Annotated in this window: 21 protein-coding genes; 13 read left to right on the top strand and 8 right to left on the bottom strand. The window is 68.6% G+C overall.

What is annotated here, in order from left to right:
* Positions 1–48: 48 nt before the first annotated feature.
* Complete coding sequence (locus NON19_RS11725; RefSeq protein ID WP_255927056.1) at positions 49–2,166, bottom strand: catalase; 2,118 nt, start codon at positions 2,164–2,166, stop codon at positions 49–51.
* Positions 2,167–2,288: 122 nt separating this feature from the next.
* Entirely contained in the window at positions 2,289–2,876 is a 588-nt protein-coding gene (locus tag NON19_RS11720) for a hemerythrin domain-containing protein (protein WP_255927054.1), read from the bottom strand.
* A gap of 232 nt (positions 2,877–3,108) precedes the next feature.
* On the opposite strand from NON19_RS11720, the gene NON19_RS11715 reads away from it, so the two are divergent.
* Positions 3,109–4,575, top strand: coding sequence for an aminotransferase class I/II-fold pyridoxal phosphate-dependent enzyme (locus NON19_RS11715; protein WP_255927052.1), 1,467 nt, complete (start codon positions 3,109–3,111; stop codon positions 4,573–4,575).
* A gap of 130 nt (positions 4,576–4,705) precedes the next feature.
* On the opposite strand, the gene NON19_RS11710 is transcribed toward NON19_RS11715, so the two are convergent.
* From NON19_RS11710 to NON19_RS11695, 4 genes are all read right to left on the bottom strand, one after another.
* On the bottom strand, positions 4,706–4,939 hold the full coding sequence (locus NON19_RS11710) for a DUF6480 family protein (protein ID WP_255927050.1): 234 nt from the start codon (positions 4,937–4,939) through the stop codon (positions 4,706–4,708).
* Positions 4,940–4,989: 50 nt separating this feature from the next.
* On the bottom strand, positions 4,990–5,532 hold the full coding sequence (locus tag NON19_RS11705; protein ID WP_255927082.1) for a type 1 glutamine amidotransferase domain-containing protein: 543 nt from the start codon (positions 5,530–5,532) through the stop codon (positions 4,990–4,992).
* Between the two features lie 22 nt (positions 5,533–5,554).
* Complete coding sequence (locus NON19_RS11700; RefSeq protein ID WP_255927048.1) at positions 5,555–6,553, bottom strand: LLM class F420-dependent oxidoreductase; 999 nt, start codon at positions 6,551–6,553, stop codon at positions 5,555–5,557.
* 122 nt (positions 6,554–6,675) lie between these two features.
* Positions 6,676–6,999, bottom strand: coding sequence for a plasmid stabilization protein (locus NON19_RS11695; RefSeq protein WP_255927046.1), 324 nt, complete (start codon positions 6,997–6,999; stop codon positions 6,676–6,678).
* A 122-nt stretch (positions 7,000–7,121) separates the two neighbouring features.
* Here NON19_RS11695 and NON19_RS11690 point away from each other — a divergent pair, with 122 nt between their 5' ends.
* Both NON19_RS11690 and NON19_RS11685 read left to right on the top strand, forming a co-directional pair.
* On the top strand, positions 7,122–8,651 hold the full coding sequence (locus NON19_RS11690) for an FAD-dependent oxidoreductase (protein ID WP_255927044.1): 1,530 nt from the start codon (positions 7,122–7,124) through the stop codon (positions 8,649–8,651).
* Positions 8,652–8,689: 38 nt separating this feature from the next.
* Entirely contained in the window at positions 8,690–9,715 is a 1,026-nt protein-coding gene (locus tag NON19_RS11685) for an iron-containing redox enzyme family protein (protein ID WP_255927042.1), read from the top strand.
* 41 nt (positions 9,716–9,756) lie between these two features.
* On the opposite strand, the gene NON19_RS11680 is transcribed toward NON19_RS11685, so the two are convergent.
* Both NON19_RS11680 and NON19_RS11675 read right to left on the bottom strand, forming a co-directional pair.
* Positions 9,757–9,963 (bottom strand): CDGSH iron-sulfur domain-containing protein, encoded by a 207-nt coding sequence (locus NON19_RS11680; RefSeq protein WP_255927040.1) that lies wholly within the window; start codon positions 9,961–9,963, stop codon positions 9,757–9,759.
* Positions 9,938–10,588 (bottom strand): HemK2/MTQ2 family protein methyltransferase, encoded by a 651-nt coding sequence (locus tag NON19_RS11675; RefSeq protein WP_308213677.1) that lies wholly within the window; start codon positions 10,586–10,588, stop codon positions 9,938–9,940. The genes NON19_RS11680 and NON19_RS11675 overlap by 26 nt, the downstream gene beginning before the upstream one ends.
* Before the next feature lie 162 nt (positions 10,589–10,750).
* Here NON19_RS11675 and NON19_RS11670 point away from each other — a divergent pair, with 162 nt between their 5' ends.
* From NON19_RS11670 to NON19_RS11625, 10 genes are all read left to right on the top strand, one after another.
* Positions 10,751–11,500 (top strand): hypothetical protein, encoded by a 750-nt coding sequence (locus tag NON19_RS11670; RefSeq protein WP_255927038.1) that lies wholly within the window; start codon positions 10,751–10,753, stop codon positions 11,498–11,500.
* Between the two features lie 133 nt (positions 11,501–11,633).
* On the top strand, positions 11,634–11,825 hold the full coding sequence (locus NON19_RS11665) for a DUF2795 domain-containing protein (protein WP_255927036.1): 192 nt from the start codon (positions 11,634–11,636) through the stop codon (positions 11,823–11,825).
* Positions 11,826–11,934: 109 nt separating this feature from the next.
* A complete protein-coding gene (locus tag NON19_RS11660; protein ID WP_255927078.1) occupies positions 11,935–12,858 on the top strand; it encodes a glycosyltransferase family 2 protein in 924 nt (307 codons plus the stop codon).
* An 87-nt stretch (positions 12,859–12,945) separates the two neighbouring features.
* Positions 12,946–13,347, top strand: coding sequence for a ChaB family protein (locus tag NON19_RS11655; RefSeq protein ID WP_255927034.1), 402 nt, complete (start codon positions 12,946–12,948; stop codon positions 13,345–13,347).
* A gap of 59 nt (positions 13,348–13,406) precedes the next feature.
* Positions 13,407–14,078, top strand: coding sequence for a UdgX family uracil-DNA binding protein (locus NON19_RS11650; protein ID WP_255927032.1), 672 nt, complete (start codon positions 13,407–13,409; stop codon positions 14,076–14,078).
* 90 nt (positions 14,079–14,168) lie between these two features.
* Positions 14,169–15,149: an SDR family NAD(P)-dependent oxidoreductase gene (locus tag NON19_RS11645; protein WP_255927030.1), complete on the top strand. Its 981-nt coding sequence runs from the start codon at positions 14,169–14,171 to the stop codon at positions 15,147–15,149.
* 38 nt (positions 15,150–15,187) lie between these two features.
* Complete coding sequence (locus tag NON19_RS11640) at positions 15,188–15,778, top strand: hemerythrin domain-containing protein (RefSeq protein WP_255927028.1); 591 nt, start codon at positions 15,188–15,190, stop codon at positions 15,776–15,778.
* A 184-nt stretch (positions 15,779–15,962) separates the two neighbouring features.
* Entirely contained in the window at positions 15,963–16,106 is a 144-nt protein-coding gene (locus tag NON19_RS11635; protein ID WP_255927026.1) for a YqaE/Pmp3 family membrane protein, read from the top strand.
* 187 nt (positions 16,107–16,293) lie between these two features.
* A complete protein-coding gene (locus NON19_RS11630; protein ID WP_255927024.1) occupies positions 16,294–16,884 on the top strand; it encodes an SPW repeat protein in 591 nt (196 codons plus the stop codon).
* Positions 16,885–17,046: 162 nt separating this feature from the next.
* Complete coding sequence (locus NON19_RS11625; RefSeq protein ID WP_255927022.1) at positions 17,047–18,813, top strand: glycoside hydrolase family 15 protein; 1,767 nt, start codon at positions 17,047–17,049, stop codon at positions 18,811–18,813.
* Positions 18,814–19,084 lie beyond the last annotated feature (271 nt).

The raw sequence follows: 19,084 nt of genomic DNA, 5'->3' as shown, positions 1-19,084 counted from the left end.
GTCCGCCGTCACACGACCGGACAGTGTGACGGACCGGTCGCACCCCGCTCAGACGGCTCCGGGATTGAGCAGTCCTGGACGGCGCATGAAGCGGTGCCGTTCGATCGCGGAGACGAAGGCATCGGCGACGTCCTGAGCGCTGTCGCCGCTGATCACGCCCTGCTCGGCCCCGGCAGCGTTCAGCACCTCGGCGGGCAGCCTGGCGGCGGCCAGGAGTTGTTCGCCTTCGCCCTGCACCGCGATGGGCTTGCCATGGCGGTAGCTCTCCTCCACGAAGCGCACCGCGGCCGGGTCGTCCAACAGGGTCTGCACCGCCTGCTTGCCTCCGGGCACCAGCAGGGCGTCGTACAGCACGGACCCCATCGTCGGCAGGGCACGGTCCACGGTCAGCACCGCGCTGTCGCTGCCGCGCACGCTGCCCTCGTTGGCGGCCAGGACCTCGACCACGGCACCCCCCTCGGTCAGCCTGCCGCGTACCGCCTCGACGTACTCCACGTCGATGCCGTCCGCCGCCAGCACGGCGACCTTGCGGGTGCGGATGCCGCCGTCACCGCCCAGGTTCTCCTGGCTCAGCGCCGGTGACGAGAAGCTGTGGATGGTGGCGGCGGCTTGCGGCGCCGGCAGTCCCAGCCCCGCCGCCACGGCACCGGACAGGTCGCCGTGCACGTTGGCCAGGTTCGCCACCATGCGCTCGCGCACCTCGTCGGAGCCGACCTTGCCGAGCTCGAACCGGAACGCCTCGACGATGTGTGCCTTCTCCCAGTCCGACATGCTGTTCCAGAACAACGTGGCCTGGCTGTAGTGGTCCTTGAAGCTCTCGCTGCGCACCCGGACCTTCTCGCCCGCCACTGGTTGCTGGTAGTGCCGGAAGACACCGCTGGCCTCACCGGCCCCGGCGTGCGCCGGGCAGCCGCCGCTCAACGAGTTCGGGAAGTAGCTGTTTCCCTGCTGTATGACCTGCTGGCCGTAGCCGTCACGGTGGTTGGTGTTCACGTCGGCGATGGGCCGGTTGACCGGTAGTTGGGAGAAGTTGGGGCCGCCCAGCCGGATCAACTGGGTGTCCAGGTACGAGAAGTTGCGGCCCTGGAGCAGCGGGTCGTTGGTGAAGTCGATGCCGGGTACGACGTTGGCGGTGTGGAAGGCGACCTGCTCGGTCTCGGCGAAGAAGTTCTGCGGGTTGCGGTCGAGCACCATGCGCCCGATGGGCTGCACGGGCACCTGCTCCTCGGGGATGATCTTGGTGGCGTCCAGGAGGTCAAACTCGAAGGCGTCCTCGTCCTCCTCGGCCACCAGTTGCACACCCAGTTCGTACTCCGGGTAGTTGCCCGCCTCGATGGCCTCCCACAGGTCCCGTCGGTTGAAGTCGGGGTCCCGGCCCGCGGCGATCTGCGCCTCGTCCCACACCAGCGAGTTGACCCCGAGCAGCGGCTTCCAGTGGAACTTGACGAACGTCCCACGACCCGCGGCGTTGACGAACCGGAAGGTGTGGACACCGAATCCCTGCATCATCCGGAAGCTGCGCGGGATGGCCCGGTCGGACATCAGCCACATCAGCATGTGCGTGGACTCCGGTTGCAGCGAGCAGAAGTCCCAGAAGGTGTCGTGCGCGGACGCGCCGGTGGGCATCTCGTTGTGCGGTTCCATCTTCACCGCGTGCACGAAGTCGGGGAACTTGATGGCGTCCTGGATGAAGAACACCGGGAAGTTGTTGCCCACCAGGTCGTAGTTGCCCTCACGGGTGTAGAACTTCGTCGCGAAGCCCCGCACGTCCCGCACGGTGTCCGCCGAGCCCCGCGGGCCCTGAACGGTGGAGAAGCGTACGAACACCGGAGTGCGGCGCCCCGGCTCCTGGAGGAAGTCCGCACAGGTGTACTCGGCCAGCGACTCGTACGGCTCGAAGTGGCCGTACGCCCCGGCGCCACGGGCGTGCACCACCCGCTCGGGTATGCGTTCGTGGTCGAAGTGGGTGAGCTTCTCCCGGTTGTGGAAGTCCTCCAGCAGCGTTGGACCGCGCGCGCCAGCGCGCAACGCGTTGTCCGTGTCGTCGACCCGCACCCCCTGGTCCGTGGTGAGGGCATCGGACTCGGGGGCCGCGCGGAAGCCGTCGAGTTGCCGGTCCTTGTCGTCGTGGTCCGGTCGCTGGGAATGGGGGGTTCCCGAGGTCATGGCTGCGCTCCTTCACTGTCGGCGAGCGTCGGGCTGTCCGGTGGGCTGCCCCCAGGTACCCGTGCCGCGCACCTCGAAACAGCGCGCGGCGGGCTGTCTGCCGAACCAGACAGTCTCGTCCGTCAGCCGTGCGCCATGGCCGCGCGGATGGCGTCCTTCGTCCGGTCGACCAGGGAGACCAGGGGGCCGACGGTCCACTGAGCCGCTGGCGAGCCCGCCGCGGCCGGATGCGGGTGCGTGGGGGCGATCTTCTCCGCCGCCCGCAACTGCTTCCCCATCCGCACGAGTTGCTCCTCGCTACGGCCTTGGTGCACCGCGGGGAACTCCTCGCGCTCCTCCTTGTCGGCGTGTTCGCTCACGGACTTCTCGAACTTGGCCAGGAGCACGTCGAACTCCGGGTTGCTGATGTCCATCGCCTCCAACTGGGCGAGGACCTTGTTGGCTGCCTCCTCCTCGCGGTTTCGGGCTTCGGCCTCCGCCCTTCCGGCGGTGTCGCTGGCGACCGGCCGGACGATCATCTCCTCCGCGGTCTCGTGCACCGCGAGAACCGCCCGCAGTTCCTCGAAGGCCTGCTGTTTATGTTCGCCCTCAGCGCTCTTGACGTCGTCGAACAGGTCCCTGATGCGCGCGTGCTGCTGAAGGAGGATTCCCACCACGTCATCTGTCGGGAGCTTCGCCGCCTGGGCGCGTTCCTCATCCGCCTTGGTCATCGCCGTGTCCTTCGTCGTTTCGGGCCTACCTTGGGGGCTTCACTCCTGCGGGTAGCCCCGATACCCGCGTCCAAACCTCGCGGGGCAGGCCCGGCGCGGGCGGCCCGTCGCGGTGCCACGCCGAGGTGGTGGTCGGCCGTTCGTCGGCCATTCGCCCGCCACGGACAGGAAGGCGGCGCCGTCCGCGGTCGCGCCGTGGTTCCCGGTGCGAGGCGTCGGGTAGGCGGCCGCTATGGACCACTCACAGGCACCGGTACTGCAGGCATTGGCTGCCTTCCACGAGGCCGGGATGGTGCAGTTCACACCACCGGGACACAAACAGGGGCGGGGCGCCGACCCCCGCGCTGTCGCTGTGCTGGGGGCAGATGTCTTCCGCGCGGATCTGCTGGCCACCAGTGGTCTGGACGACCGTCGCTCGTCGAACGAGGTGCTGGAGCGGGCGCAGGCCTTGATGGCGGACGCGGTCGGGGCGGAGCACACGTTCTTCTCGACGTGCGGGAGTTCGCTGTCAGTCAAGGCTGCGATGCTGTCGGTGGCCGCACCGCACGACAAGCTCGTGGTGGGCAGGGACGCTCACAAGTCCGTGGTGTCAGGGCTGATCCTGTCGGGGCTGGAACCCATCTGGGTGGAGCCGCGGTGGGATCCGGAACGCCACCTGGCGCACCCACCAGCCGCTGAGGCGTTCGACGCCGCCTTCGACGAACACCCCGACGCCCAGGGGGCGTTGGTGACGAGTCCGACCCCGTACGGCACCTGCTGTGACCTCGCCGCCATCGCTGACGTCTGCCACCGGCGGAACAAGCCTCTCCTGGTGGACGAGGCCTGGGGTGCGCACCTGCCGTTCCACCCCGAGCTCCCGACATGGGCGATGGACGCCGGTGCGGACCTGTGCGTCACCTCGGTCCACAAGATGGGGTCCGGTCTGGAGCAGGGCTCCGTCTTCCACGTACAGGGCGGCCTCATCGACCCGCGTGTGTTGAAGTCACGGGCGGACCTGCTGGGCACCACGAGTCCGTCGGTGCTGGTCTACGCGGCGCTCGACGGCTGGCGCCGCCAGATGGTCGAGCACGGCCGGGAGCTCTACGACGGCGCGCTGGCGCTGGCGAAGCGGGTACGGGGGGAGATCGCCGCAATCGGCGGGGTGCGTGCGCTGGACCGCTCCGACTTCTGCGGTCCCGGCCGCTGCGCCGACCTGGATCCGCTCCAGATCACCGTCGACGTCACCGGTCTGGGCACCACCGGCTACCAGGTCGCCGACTGGTTCCGCGAGCACCGCCGGATCAACCTGCACCTGTCCGATCACCGGCGGGTCAGCGCTCAACTGACGCACGCGGACAGCGCCGACACCGCTGACCGGCTCTTGGAGGCGCTGACCGCGGTGGGCGCGCACGTCACCGATCTGGGAACGGCACCGAGGGTGTCCGTCCCCGATCCCGCACATCTGCGGCTGGAGCAGGTGATGCTTCCCCGCGACGCGTTCTTCGGCCCCACCGAGTACGTGCCGTGGCGGGACGCCATCGGCCGGGTGACCGCCGAGATGCTCACGCCGTATCCCCCTGGCATCCCTGCCGCGCTGCCGGGCGAACGGCTCAACGGCGAGGTGCTGGAGTACCTGCGCAGCGGCGTCGACGCGGGCATGGTGGTACCCGACGCGGCGGACACCACGGTCGCCACCGTCAAAGTCGCCATCGAGAAGTAGCCGTCATCGAGAAGTAGAAGTAGGCGTCGGCCAGCCGTCCCGTACAGGCACACACCAAACCACGCCCGCAGACACAGAGGTGTTCCTCACGGGCAAAGCCACGTCCTCACAGGACAGGCAAAGGCAGTCCTCATCCCACGCCCGCGTAGAAGGCCAGGGCTATCACCAGCAGCAGGATGAGGACTCCTATCACCCAGACAGGTGTCAGGGGCCCCGGCCGCCAGTGCCCGCGTGGTGCTTCCGCCTCCGCGGGGCCGAGCTCGGAAACGCCTGACTCAGCGGGCGGTGTGGCGCCTGGAGCCATCTGGGTGTCCTCCGGGACGGAGAGACCTTCGTCCGGCTTCTCTTCGTGGTGTCTGGCCATCGCGCTCTCCTCGTCCGCCGGAAGTCGGGGTCGAAGTCAGGGGCCTGGCCTCATTGCCTCACCTTGGCGAACTCCGAGACCAGTGCGTCGTCGAATGCCTTGAGGTCGTCGGGCTTGCGGCTGGTGATCAGGACGTTGCCGCCGCCGCGGCAGACGTTGACCTGTTCGTCGACCCATGTGCCGCCAGCGTTGCGGATGTCGGTCTTGAGGCTGGGCCACGAGGTCAGGGTGCGGTCCCTGACGACATCGGCTTCGACGAGCGTCCAGGGACCGTGGCAGATGGCCGCGACCGGTTTGCCTGCTTCGAAGAATCCCTTGGCGAACGCGACCGCTTTCTCATCCATCCGCAGGAAGTCGGGGTTCGCCACACCGCCGGGCAGCACCAGCGCGTCGAAGTCCCCCACCGACGCCTCTTCGACGGTCGTGTCGACCTTGAAGGTGTCTGCCTTGTCCAGGTGGTTGAAGGCCTGGATGTGCCCAGGTTTCGTGGACACGAGGGTAGGAGTGCCACCAGCATCGCGCACCGCTTGCCACGGTTCGGTCAACTCCACCTGTTCAACGCCCTCTGGCGCGACGAGAAACGCGACCTTCACGTTGTCCACCCTCCTCAACTCCCTAATTGTCAACGAGCTCTTGGCGTGCCGGGCGCCGTGTGCGCTGCTTCCTCACCTCGGGCAGGACCTCGCTTCGATAGAACTCGAAGAACCCCTGCTGGTCCGGACCGATCTGGTTGACGTAGACCTCGTCGAACCCCGCGTCGGCGTAGGCGCGCATCTGGCGCACGTGCTCCTCGACGTCATCTCCGCAAGCGAGTTTGGAGCCCACCATTTCCTCGGTGACGAGTTGGGAGGCCTGTTCGAAGTGACGCGGGGTGGGCAGTACCTGACCGAGTTCGCCGGGCAACTGTTCGTTGGCCCACAGCCTGTGGGCCGTCTTGACCGCTTCGGCCCGGTCGGTTCCCCAGCAGACCTTGAAGCCGCCGATCACCGGTTTTCCGGAGCCGCCGGATTTCCGGAATTCCTCGATGATGTCCTGTTCGGGCGCCATCGTGACCAGGCCGTCGCCGATTCGACCGGCGAACTGCGCGGCCTTCGCTCCGAAAGCCGAGATGTAGATCGGTACGGGCTTCTCCGGCACCGTGTACAGGCGTGCGTTGGCCACCGTGTAGTAGCGGCCCCGGTAGCTGATCTCCTCGCCGGTGAAGAGCTCGCGCATGACCTCGACGGCTTCTTCGAGCATTTCGAGGCGCACGTGCGTCTGCGGCCACGCGTCGCCCAGGATGTGCTCGTTCAGTGCCTCGCCAGAGCCCACGCCCAGGACGAACCTGCCACCGGTCAGCACTCCGGAGGTGGCGGCCGCCTGAGCGGTGACAGCGGGGTGCAGCCGCACGGTCGGACAGGTGACCAGGGTGGTCACGGGCAACGAGGTGATCTGGCTCAGTGCGCCGATCATGGACCAGACGAACGGACTCTGCCCCTGCGCGTCGTTCCAGGGATGGAAGTGGTCGGAGATGGCCAACCGCTCGAACCCCGCCTGTTCGGCCATGTGAGCCTGCTCCAGCAGTTCCTCGGGCCGGAACTCCTCACAGGACAGGAAATACCCGTGCGAAGTCATCGCGGTGTCCTCCGGAACGACGTCGGTTGCGGCACGAAAAATCTCCACTCCCCTTTGACCGCGCCGCTGGACTGTCAGTCAGCGGCTTTGAGCTTGTGCCACGGAAAAGACCTTGCCGCGACTCACTTGCCGAGCGCCTTGGACAGTTCGTCCTTCGACATCGAAGAGCGGCCCTTGATGTGGCGGCGCTGCGCCTCGGCGTAGAGCTGGTCCTTGGTGAGGCCACCGGGTCCTTTGCCGGAACGCTGCCCGCCGCGTTCGCCCGAGGACTTGTCTTCCAGCGACTGGCGGCTGGCGGAGCGGCTCTCACCGGACCGGGCACGTTCCTTGTTCACCGTGCGGGCGGCGATTTCCTTGGCCCGCTTGGTGCTCTCACCGCGCTGCTCGGCGCTTTCCTTGATGTGTTCGTACTGACGCTCCCGCTTCGAGGATGATCCACGAGGCATGGTGCCCTCCTCCAACTGGGCGTTCACCCTCCGGGTACCCGGGCGGAAGGCGTCTACACGCCCGGACATCTTCGACGAGGATGTGCACTCGCCTTCCCACCACAAATGGGTATAGAGCCTTTATGGTCACGCTTCCCGGTGAATCCGTCTCGTACTGGATGGAGTCGGCCGCTCCCACGTCGTACCCGCGGCTGGACTGCGATGTGGCCGCCGATGTCGCGGTCATCGGCGGCGGCATGGCAGGACTGTGCACCGCGTGGGAGCTGGCCCGGACGGGCCGGTCGGTGGTGGTCCTGGATGCCGCGCGCATCGCCGCCGGGGTAAGCGGACACACCACGGCCAAGCTCACCGCGCAGCACGGGCTCATCTACGCCCATCTGCGCTCCACCTTCGGAGCCGAGGCCGCGCGCCTGTACGCGCGGTCCCAGACCGAAGCGATGGAACATGTCGTGGCGACCGCCGCCGAGTTGGGCGCCGACTGCGAGATCGAGCGCCGCCCGGCCTACACCTACGCGGCTGACGCACGGCAGGACGGCGAGATCCGCGCAGAGGTCGACGCCGCCCGCGAAGCGGGCCTGGACGCCTGCCTCGTGACCGACACCGGCCTGCCGTTCCGCACCGGATCAGCGATTCGCGTCGCCGACCAGGTACAGTTCCATCCCCGCCGTTTTCTGCTCGCACTCGCCGAGGACCTGACGCGGCGGGGCGGGCGCGTCTACGAGAACAGTCGTGTGCGGCGACTGCGGGAAGGCCGCACCAACAAGGTCACCACCGAGACCGGCGCCACGGCGACGGCCGAGTCCGTCGTCATCGCCACCCACTACCCCGCTTTCGACCGCTCGCTGGCCTTCAGTCGGCTCAGGCCACTGCGGGAACTGGTGATCGCCGGTCCGCTGGACGACAAGCACGCCCCACCGGGCATGTACATCACCCCGCACGAAGGCACACGGTCCGTGCGCAGCGCACCTTACGGAGACGGCAGGCGCCTGCTGATCGTGACCGGCGAGAAGTACACCCCTGGTGAACCCAAGGTGGCCCAGCGGTTCGACCGTCTGATCAGCTGGGCCCGCGAGCACTTCCCGGTCCGCGAGATCACCCACCACTGGGCCACACAGGACAACTGGCCGACAGACCGGGTCCCCCACGTGGGTCTGTTCCACCTCGCCACGCAGAACGTCTACGTCGCGACCGGATTCGGCGGGTGGGGCCTGAGCGGCGGGGCGATGGCGGGCCGGACGCTCGCAGACATGATCGACGGAAGGGAGGTCGCCTGGGCGGGGCTGTACGACCCGCGGCGCGTCCATCCGATCGCCGAGGCTGGTGCCTTCGTCAAGGCCAATCTGGCCACCGCCCGTCATTTCGTCGCCGATCGGCTGCGCCCGGTCGAACACGACGCGCTCGCCGTCATCCCGCCGGGCGGCGGTGCCGTGGTGCGCTGGAAGGGCCAGCAGTGCGCCGTGTACCGGGACGAGGAGGGCGCGGTGCACGCGGTGTCCGCGGTCTGTTCCCATCTGGGCTGCGTGGTGGCGTTCAACGATGTCGAACGCAGTTGGGACTGCCCCTGCCACGGTTCCCGTTTCGATGTCGGCGGCGGGGTTCTGCACGGACCCGCCAGCGCACCGCTGTCCCCTCGCGATGTGCGGGAGGAATGACGGGTGGACGATCGGTGCCGAGGAGGAGCGGACTGGACATGACTGAGAGGGCGAGCGCACACACGCCGCGGCTGCCTCAGCCGCGTGGTCCGGTGTCGGCGGCAGTCATCGAAGCGCTGCACCGCCCTTGCCCCGGCGCCGCTCTTGCGGCGACGGCGGCCGCGCGGGACGACCCTTTCGGCGAGGACGGCCCTTTGGGCGAGGACCCGCAGCTGTCCCTCTATGTCTGCTACGAACTGCACTACCGCGGCTTCCGGGGGGTGGATCCGGGGTGGGAGTGGGATCCCGAACTGCTGCGGCTGCGGGGTGTGCTGGAGCGCTCCTTCCACCAGGAGCTGCTGCGCGGTGTCGCGGGCGGAGACGATCTCGAGGGCGAGTTGTCCACGCTGCTGGTCGAGCCGAAAACACCGGGCGGGGTGTCGCACTTCCTTGCCACCGAAGGCAACTGGCCTCAGATGCGGGAGTACTTCACGCATCGTTCCCTGTACCAGCTCAAGGAAGCGGATCCGCAGGCCTGGGTGATCCCACGGCTGACCGGTCAGGCGAAGGCGTCCTTGGTCGCGGTCGAGTACGACGAGTTCGGCGGCGGACGCGGCGAACGCGTCCACGCCGAGCTCTTCGCCGATCTCATGGCCGCGGCCGGTCTCGACGCCGGGTACGGCCACTACCTCGACAACGCGCCTGCCACGACCCTGGCACCGGTCAACCTCATGTCCTACCTCGGGCTGCACCGCGGCCGACGCGGCGCACTCGTAGGCCACTTCGCCGCCGCCGAGATCTCCAATCCCCCCAACTCCAAACGCATGGTCCATGCGCTGGAGCGCCTCGGCGCGGCTGAGGCCTGCCGACACTTCTACCTCGAACACGTCGATGCCGACGCGGTCCACGAACAAGTCATGCGGCACGAGGTGCTCGGCGGGTTGCTGGCCGCCGAACCCCAGCTCAAGCAGGACGCGGTCTTCGGTATACAGGCCACCGAACTGCTCGAACGCCGCTTCGCCGACCATCTGCTGCGGGCATGGCTCTCGGGAGGGACGTCGCTACGCGTCCCACTGTCTGGCTGAGGCCGCGGAGGGTACGAGCGTCGTCCCCCATCGTGCGGCCCTCACCCCGAGCGCCGACGGTGGCTGGTGTCGCACCACGGGTAACGACCGCTGCGGTGGCATCTGCAGATGGCCACGACGAAGCGGTCGGACGTCACCACGGTGCCGTCCTCGAGTTCGACCTCGACCGGCCCTTCGACCAGCATTGGCCCGTTCTTGACGAGCCTGATCCGTCTCGGGCTGTCACGGCCGCAGTGGCCGGGCCGCATGGATCACCACCAGCTCCTCTGTCCGCTGCCCCGCGTCGATAAGGCCGCGATCACACAACACCGGTGCCAGTGCACGCATGATGGGGCCGAACGGTTCCAGACACCTGTCCACAACGGCGGCCTTCATCCCGGCACCGCGCAGCAGGCCCAGCGTTCTGCCAACCCCGCACCACGCCGGGTGCACCACCAACAGGATCCCACCCGGCGACAGGCACCGCGGGGCGGCAGCGCACAGGCGGTCAAGCACCAGCCTTCCGTCGGCACCACCGCACCAGGCCCGCGAAGGCCTCACCCGAGCACGGGAGCGCCACGCCACGTACGGGGGGTTGGCCACGATCACATCGAAGCTCTCGCCCGCGACGGGCTCCAGCAGGTCGCCGCGGAGTACCCGCAGCGGTACCCGGTGCAAGGCGGCGTTGGCCCGGGCGGTGAGCACGGCCCGGCGGGAGATGTCGACGGCGGTCACGGAACCCGCCCCCTCACGGGCGGCGGCCAGCGCCAACACCCCCGTTCCGCTGCACACGTCCAGCACCCGTGCCCCTGGCGGGACCGGCGCGAGACGCAAGGCCCGCACCAGCAACCATGTGTCCCGCTGCGGTCGATACACCCCTGGCGCTCTGATCACCAGCACGCTCCCACACATACCGCCCATCAAGACACCGGAAACAGCGGTGGTTTGCCACGTCGCGGGTCCAGCCACCCTCGCCTGCGAAGGTGCGCGCCGTCCCGGGCCGGTTTACGTTCGACAGGAACGGCGTCACACGTGGAGGTCCTCGTGGACGGTGACGTGTCATTGACGAATGCCCGCACGTCCGGACCGGGCGTCGGGTCCCGTCCGCTACGGCTGTTCGTACGGCCCGCCGGGTCGGGCACCACCGGCGCGCGCGATGAGACGATCCGGGCGGTGCTGGAACTGGCGGGGGCCCCACAGGTCGCCGCAGGGCCGATCGCCGTGTTGTCGCCGTCGGGCGGCCACCGCGACCGGCGCGCCTTCCGCGACCTGCGGCTGCTGGACAGCGCGCACGCCATGCTTGTGGTTCGCACCGCGCCCAGCGAGTCCGGCGCGTACGAGGTCGCGTACAACGTGCACGCCGGGCCGCGGATCCCGGGCTTCTTCACCGTTCATCGCGGCTGCCCGATGGACACCACGCTGTTGTACGACCTCGCGCCGCTCGTCCATGCTCGGTACGTCGAATTCACCCACGCCCACGAACTCGCCGCGGAGTTGCGGGAGTTCCTCGGCAGGTGCAGACGGCCGGAGACGTTCGCCGCAGCAGCCGCCCGCGCCCGCCTGAGCGCTGCGGGCAAGCTGCTGCGGACGCTGAGCGAACGGCCCGATCGGGACAGAACCGCGATGTGGTGGGCCGCCCGGCAGGCAACGGAGTCGGCGTCCGCTGTGGTCGCCGCCGCGCAGGCTCCGTCGGGCCCCCGGCAGCTCGACTTGTTGCGGACGGCACTGGGTACGGCCAGGGCGGCCGTCGAGACCGCCAAGATGGCCATCTACCAGACCGCCGGTACCCGTGGCGACGTGCGTTGACCGCGGTGGCCGGTTCCTGCGTACCGGCGGGAATCGGGAAATGAAGAGAAACACAGCGAATAGCCTGCTTTGCCAGGGGTACCGCAAGGCTGTCGGAAGCACCGACGTTCTTCGATGACATCGGGAGGTAGGCATGGCACGCCTGAGCCCCGTCGATCTGCAGAAGGCTCTGTCGGGAGCCGACTACCCGACCGACCGCGACAAGCTGATAGAGCGCGCCAAACGTAACCACGCCCCCAAGGAGGTCACGGAAGAGCTCTCCCAGCTGCAGAAGAAGACCTACGAGAACCCAGCCGAAGTGAGCAAGGCCGTCTTCGGCGCGTAACGCCGACGTACCTTCGCGAACCGGGGCGGGTCCGACGCGCAGGGCAGCGTCCGACCCGCCCGCCGCGCACGTCCGCGTTCCCCGGAGGACCGCGATGGGAGAGATGGATGTGGCTGAGGACCGCACCACCGTCGCGGTGATCACACACAACCGACGAGCGGAACTGCTCCACACGCTCGATCGCCTGGCGGCCCTTCCGGAACGCCCTCCGGTGATCGTTTGCGACAACGCCTCCACCGACGGTACCGCCGAGGCGGTCGCCGAGCGGCATTCCGATATGACACTGCTGCGACCAGGCAGGAACCTCGGCGCCTGCGGACGCAACCTCATCGCCCGCCGGGCGGAGACGCCCTATCTGGCTTTCTGCGACGACGACACGTGGTGGGAGCCGGGTTCGCTGGCAGCGGCGGCCGACCTTCTCGAAACCCACCCACGGGTAGCCGCGGTCACCGGGCGGATCCTCGTACACCCCCCGGACCGCGAAGACGGCGGTCCGGCGCAACCCTTCGAGGACCCCATCGTCGCGGAACTGCGCCACTCCCCCGTTCCCGGACCCGCCCATCTGCCGGGTCGCGCGCTCGGCTCGATCCTCGCGGCCGCCAGCGTCGTCCGCCTGGACGCCTTCCGCACGGTGGGCGGCTTCTCCCCGCGTCTGTGGCTCGGTGGCGAGGAAGAACTGCTCTCCGCGGACCTGTGCACGGCCGGGTGGTGGCTGGTGCATGCCGAAGACCTGGTGGCGCACCACCGCCCGTCGCCTGCCCGTGACTCCAGGCTCCGTCGGCGGCACGGAATCCGGAACACGCTGTGGTTCACCTGGCTGCGCCGCCCCACAAGCAGCGCGGTACGGCGCACCGCCTACCTCGCCGCCATCGTGCCCAAGGACACCACCTCCCTGCTCGCCTTCTGCGAGGCGGCGGCCGGTATTCCCTGGGTGCTGCGCGAGCGCAGGGTCGTGCCCGCCGCGGTGGAGCGATCACTGCGTCTGCTGGAGGCGCCCCAGAGGTCCTCCCGTGCCCGCCGCTACGTCGGCTGAGACGCGACCACGGTGAAGCCGCGCGCCCGTTTCCGCCATGGATACCCGGGCACCCGTACCTCAGCGGACGAAAAGGAGGTGAGTGCTGTGCCAGGACGTGAAGAACTCCCATCAACGCTGCAACGCTCACCGAAGGACGCGCAAAGCACATGGATCAAGGCCCATGACTCGGCCGTGGAGCAGTACGGCGAGGGCGAACGCGCCCACCGCGTCGCCTACGGTGCGCTCAAGCACTCCTACGAGAAGGTGGGCGACCACTGGGAGCGCAAGGAGAAGGCGCGTCGCGGCCCGTCCGACCCGCAGTCCGCGCGGCCACGGCAGATAGGTGGGCGCAGCGGCGAGGGAGTGGACGAGCAGGCTTCGAAGGAGCACCTGTACGACACGGCCAAGCGGCTCGACATCAGCGGTCGCTCGAAGATGGACAAGGCCGAGCTTCTGGAAGCCATCCGCAAGGAGAACCGGTCCCGAACCCGCAAGTCACGCGGCTAGCCTGACGCGTTCGGGGTACCCGCCGGCCAGGGGCCTGACGCACTCTCGCGGAGACGACCGTGGCACCAGCGAATCCATCCCATGGGCCCGAGGACTATGACGCAGGCCCGTACGTTCCCGAGAACGCGGACCTGCACAGGTTGCGCGAGGCGGCGGCAGGCTGCCACGGCTGTCCGCTGTACCAGAGGGCCACGCAGATCGTGTTCAGCTCCGGCGACGCGTCGGCCCGCGTGATGCTCATCGGCGAGCAACCGGGCGACCAGGAGGATCGCCGAGGGCAGCCGTTCGTCGGTCCGGCGGGCGGGGTGCTGATGCGGGCGATCGACGAGGCGGGGATCGACCCCACCGAAACGTACGTCACCAATGCCGTCAAACACTTCAAGTTCGAGCTCGCGCCCCGTGGCAAGCGCCGCATCCACAAGCCGCCGAGCCTGCGCGAGATGACCGCGTGCCGACCCTGGCTCGCCGCGGAGCTACGACTGGTCGAGCCCGAAGTGGTGATCGCCTTGGGGGCCACCGCAGGCAAGGCGCTGCTCGGTTCCTCGTTCCGCGTGTCCAAAGAGCGCGGGGTGCCCCGGCCGATGCCCGCGCTGGACGGCAGCCCCGGCGAAGGCACCCTGGTGGCCACCATCCATCCGTCCGCCGTCCTGCGGGCTGACGACGAGGACCGGGCGCAGATGTACGCCGGGCTGGTGTCGGACCTGAAAGTGGCGGCACGGCTGTTGGACTGACGGACGCACAGGTGCGAGGAGTCTCGTTTTTCGTCATCGCCCATGCCATCGCCTGAGCGGTGTGTGCACGACAGCGAAGGGAGCGGAGGAATGGCCACCAGGAAAAGTCCACTGAACGGGCTCTCCGCGCTGGTCACGGGGGGTTCTCGCGGGCTTGGGCTGCTCATCGCCCGCGAGTTGGTCGGACGGGGGTGCCGGTTGCTCATCTGTGCCCGGGATGCCGACGAACTGCGTCGAGCCGAGGAGGAGCTACGCGCCATGGGCGGCCAGGTGTACTCGGTGGTGGCCGACCTCACCGACACCGAGACGCCCGACCGTCTGGTCGCGGTCGCCGAGGAGAAGTGTGGTCAGGTCGACGTGCTGGTCAACAACGCGGGGATCATCCAGGTCGGTCCGATGGAGACGATGACCGAGCAGGACTTCCGGGAGGCCATGGAGGTGATGTTCTTCGCGCAACTGCGGATGGCCCTCGCCGTGCTGCCGGGGATGCGATCGCGCGGGACCGGTCGGATCGTCAACATCACCTCTGTCGGCGGCCGCATCGCCGTCCCGCATCTGCTGCCGTACGCCGCGGCGAAGTTCGCGGCCACCGGATTCAGTGACGGCCTGCGGGCGGAACTCGCCCCCGCTGGCATCAGCGTCACCACTGTGATTCCGGGTCTGATGCGCACCGGTTCCCACTTCGCCGCTCGGTTCGGCGGGAAGGCAGAGCAGGAGTACGCGTGGTTCGCGAGCGGCGCGGGCATGCCGGTGCTGTCCATGAACGCCGAACGCGCGGCCCGAGCCATCGTGCGTGCCGCCGAGCGCGGCCGACCCGAAGTCATCCTGACCCCGGCCGCGAAGGCAGCCGTCCGCCTGCACGGGGTGGCGCCAGCCACCACGGTGCGGATGCTCTCCCTCGTCGACCGGCTGCTGCCTTCGGCCGGGAACGGCACCGGGCCGGTACGCGACGTCTCCGGAGTCGACGCGTGTGAACGTCTTGACTCCCGGCTCGTCGACCGGGTCACCTCACTCGCCAACCGGGCCGCGCGGCGCAACAACGAGCCGGTCCCGGCGAAGCTCGGCGGATAGGAAGGCGTGCGGACCGGAAGGTGTGGGGACCGAGACAGATGACCGAGCATGCCACGGTGGGTCAGGCCCCGGAGAGCAACGACGTGGTGCTGATGCTGGAACAGCAACACCGGCAGATCCGGCGCCAGATGACGGATGTGCTGGCGGCGGAGGGCAAGGAGCGCCAGAAGGCGTTCCACCGTCTCGTCCACCAGCTCATGGTGCACGAGGCGGCCGAGGAGGAGGTGGTCCACCCCTTCGCCCGGCGGGCCATCGGAGGCGGTCCTCAGGTCGTCTCCGCGCGTCTGGCGGAAGAAAAGGAGGCGGAAAAGCTCCTCGGCGAGCTGTACGACATCGTCTCGCGCGCTCCGGACGCCGCGGAGTTCAGCGACAAATTCACCACGTTGCGCGACCGCGTGGTGGCCCACATGGAATCCGAGGAACGATTCGAACTCCCCCAACTGAGCAAGGCCAGCAGCAAGGCGCGAGTCCAACTCCTGGCGAAACTGGCCAGAACCGCCGAGGTGCTGGCTCCGACCCGGCCGCATCCGGGGCGCGACTCGACGGTGGAAAAAGTGGCGTCCGGTCCGTTCCTGGCCGTTGCGGACCGTACCCGCGACGCCGTACGAAAGGCCCTGCACGGCGACTGACCGCGGGCCTCGGAACGACGTCGCAAATGCGCCCTCAAAAACTCGAAGTCTCAAGCACACCGCTTGCCTCCACGACCAGGAAATGAAGGCTGACGCGGAACATGACACTGGGCGTGGAGGGTATCCGACCAAGTGAACGGCCTCGGCTTCTACGAGGAGGCTCCCCTTGATCAAAGTGTTGCTCGTGCTCCTGGCACTTGTCGCCCCCTGGCTCGCCATCCTCCTCAAAGAAGGACCCAGCATGAAAGTGCTGTGGGCTTTTCTCCTGCAGTTGTGCGGGCACGTGCCGGGCGTGATCTACGGCATCTACCACATCGTCCAGGACTGAACCGTCCGCCGCCGCGGGCGACGGACACGACGGCAGCGATCGCGGTCAACGTTTATGCCGGTATCTGCCCCCACCCGGAGCGAATCCGGTTTATCGACATATCGACCGGGTACTCGCGACGCGGGTGGGACTGTTCCCATCCTTCTAGGAGGTGATCCCAGTGACGGCTCCCACGCATGTGCCGAGTATGGAAACACATCCGGACATCATCGCGCTGAGGGCCCGCTACGAACGGGCTTCCATAACGCCGGTCGGCCAAGCCCTCGAAGCGCTCGCCATAATCGTCGGCCTCTACCTGGCCGCCTCGCCATGGATCGTGGGGTTCAACGTGTTCCCCACGCTGGCGATCAACAATCTGATCACGGGCATCGCTTACGCCGTGCTGATCGGTGGTTTCGGCCCCGCGTTCGAGTCAACACACGCGCGCGGCTGGGCCGCCTCCGTGATCGGCCTGTGGACGATCATCGCTCCGTGGTGTGTTTTCGGCAGCCCCGCCATCGCCAAGAACGTCGCGAGCAACGTGGTCGCGGGATTCTTGGCGCTGTGCCTGGCCTTGGCCATGTCCAGCCTCACCCGCGTGGAAGTGCGCCGTGTCGCCGCCCGGTCCGAGGAGATGCTCACTCCGGGCGCTCGTTGGCCGCGCGGCCAGGCCGTCGGATCGACCGAGACACCGCCGAGCGCCGAACAGGGCTACCCGGCCGAGCAACCGCCACGCCGTCAGGGCCCGGACATGGGCGGCGGACCGACCAGCCCCGGCGCCGGGCCATACCCGAGGTGACAGCGAAGTAGGAGCACGAAGCCACCTCCGACGTCACCGGAGAACAGCCGCCAACAGGGCGCTGGCCTACCCGTCCACGAACCCGCTGGCCAGCGCCCGACTCGAGCGTTACCTCCGGCCGACGACTGGCGGTGCCAGGCGCAGGCCGACGGGAAGGGATCGATGGCCGACAGTGCAGTCATTTCGCCGAGTCCGCTGCGTCAGTACGCACTCCTGGCCGACGGTGAGCGCGGAGCTCTCGTCGGCCCACACGGTGACTTCGTGTGGATGTGCGCGCCCCGCTGGGACTCTGACGCGGTGTTCTCCACCCTCATCGGCGGCCCGGGGACTTACGCGATCACCCCGGTGGGCCGCTATGTGTGGGGCGGCTATTACGAGGAAGGATCGCTGATCTGGCGCAGCCGCTGGATCACCGAGGACGGGGCGGTCGAATGCCGAGAGGCTTTGGCCTTCCCCGGTGACCCGCACCGCGCGGTGGTCTTGCGGCGCCTTCTGGCGCATGACAACCGCACCCGGGTGGCCGTCGACCTGCGGCCTTGTGCGGGATTCGACCGCTCTCCGCTGAGCGATCTGGTCCGGGAGGACGACGGGGTGTGGACCGGGCGGGCCGGTGACCTGTGGCTGCGCTGGTCGCGCGGCTGCGGACCGGCCACGCCGACCGGAGCCGATGGGTGTGCGCTGGCCATGGAGCTGACGCTGGAGGCCGGGTCCGCGCACGATCTCGTGCTGGAGATCAGCGACCAGGCACTGCCGGGCAGCCTTCCGGACCCCGACGTGTGCTGGCGGGCCACGGAGGCGGCGTGGCGGCAGGCTGTGCCTTCCATGGAGCACACGATCGCCCGGCGGGACGCGCGCGTTGCCTACACGGTGCTGCGGGGGCTGACGGGAACGGCGGGCGGCATGGTCGCGTCCGCCACCACCAGCCTTCCGGAGCGGGCCGAAGAGGGCCGCAACTACGACTACCGGTACGTGTGGATCCGTGACCAGTGCTACGCGGGCCAGGCCGTCGCCGCCGCGGGCGACCACCGCCTGCTCGATGACGCCGTACGCTTCGTCACCGCCCGCCTGCACGAGGACGGACCGGCCCTGGCCCCCGCCTACACAGTGGACGGCCGTACCATCCCCGATCCCCGCCGCCTCGACCTGCCCGGCTATCCCGGCGGCTTCGACCTGGTCGGCAACCACGTCAACAAACAGTTCCAACTCGATGTCTTCGGCGAGGCGCTGCTGCTGCTCGGCCAAGCCGCCGACTGCGACCGGCTCGATGCCGACGGCTGGCAGGCGGCACGGATCGCCGCGGACGCGATCGCCCAACGCTGGCGCGAAGCGGACAGCGGCGTATGGGAGTTGTCTCCGCGCCAGTGGACCCACAGCAAACTCATCTGCGCGGCGGGGCTGCGCGCGGTGGCGGAGAGCGGCTCCCCCACGCCCCAGTCCAGGCGGTGGACTGCCCTGGCCGACCAGTTGGTCACCCACACCGCCGCGCAAAGCCTGCACCCCTCGGGCCGCTGGCAGCGCTCCCCGGACGATCCCGGCCTGGACGGCGCGCTACTGGTGCCGCCGATCCGTGGCGCCGTCGCGGCCGATGACCCACGCACCGTCGCAACGCTGACCGCCTACATCAAAGAGCTGACGGACGATCACTTCGCCTACCGTTACCGCCATGACGAGCGCCCGCTGGAAGAGGCGGAAGGCGCGTTCCTGCTGTGCGGGTTCCTCACGGCGCTGGCCGAGCACCAGCAAGGCCACGAGGTGGCCGCGCACCGCTGGTTCGAACGCAATCGGGCAGCCTGCGGTCCGGCCGGGCTCTACTCGGAGGAGTTCGACGTCTCACAGCGGCAACTGCGCGGCAACCTGCCACAGGCCTTCGTACACGCCCTGATGCTCGAATGCGCCGCCCGGCTCGGGAAGCCCTGGTCCTACCCATGAGGCTGCCAGCGCTCGCCTGTTCACGCGGTGGAGAATAAATACTTTTACGGATTACCGTGAGAACAACGCACTCCTTGCACACACCACACAGGGCGTGCAACGATTCTCCAAGCGTGACACAGGAAAACGCGGCAGGCCAGCAGTGCCCGACCGAAAGCATCATGTGCGGTCGGGTATCTGCAAAGCCAGCACCGCACGGCGAAACGAACATCGGCCACGGCGCCAGGCGCGCGGACACCCGAGCGCCACCTCGGCGAACACTCGCACTCGG

The organism is Streptantibioticus rubrisoli (genome assembly GCF_024436055.1).
In the GTDB taxonomy this organism is placed as follows: Bacteria; Actinomycetota; Actinomycetes; order Streptomycetales; family Streptomycetaceae; genus Streptantibioticus_A; species Streptantibioticus_A rubrisoli.
Note: the sequence above shows the minus strand (reverse complement) of the source record. Positions and strands in the feature narration are given on the sequence as shown.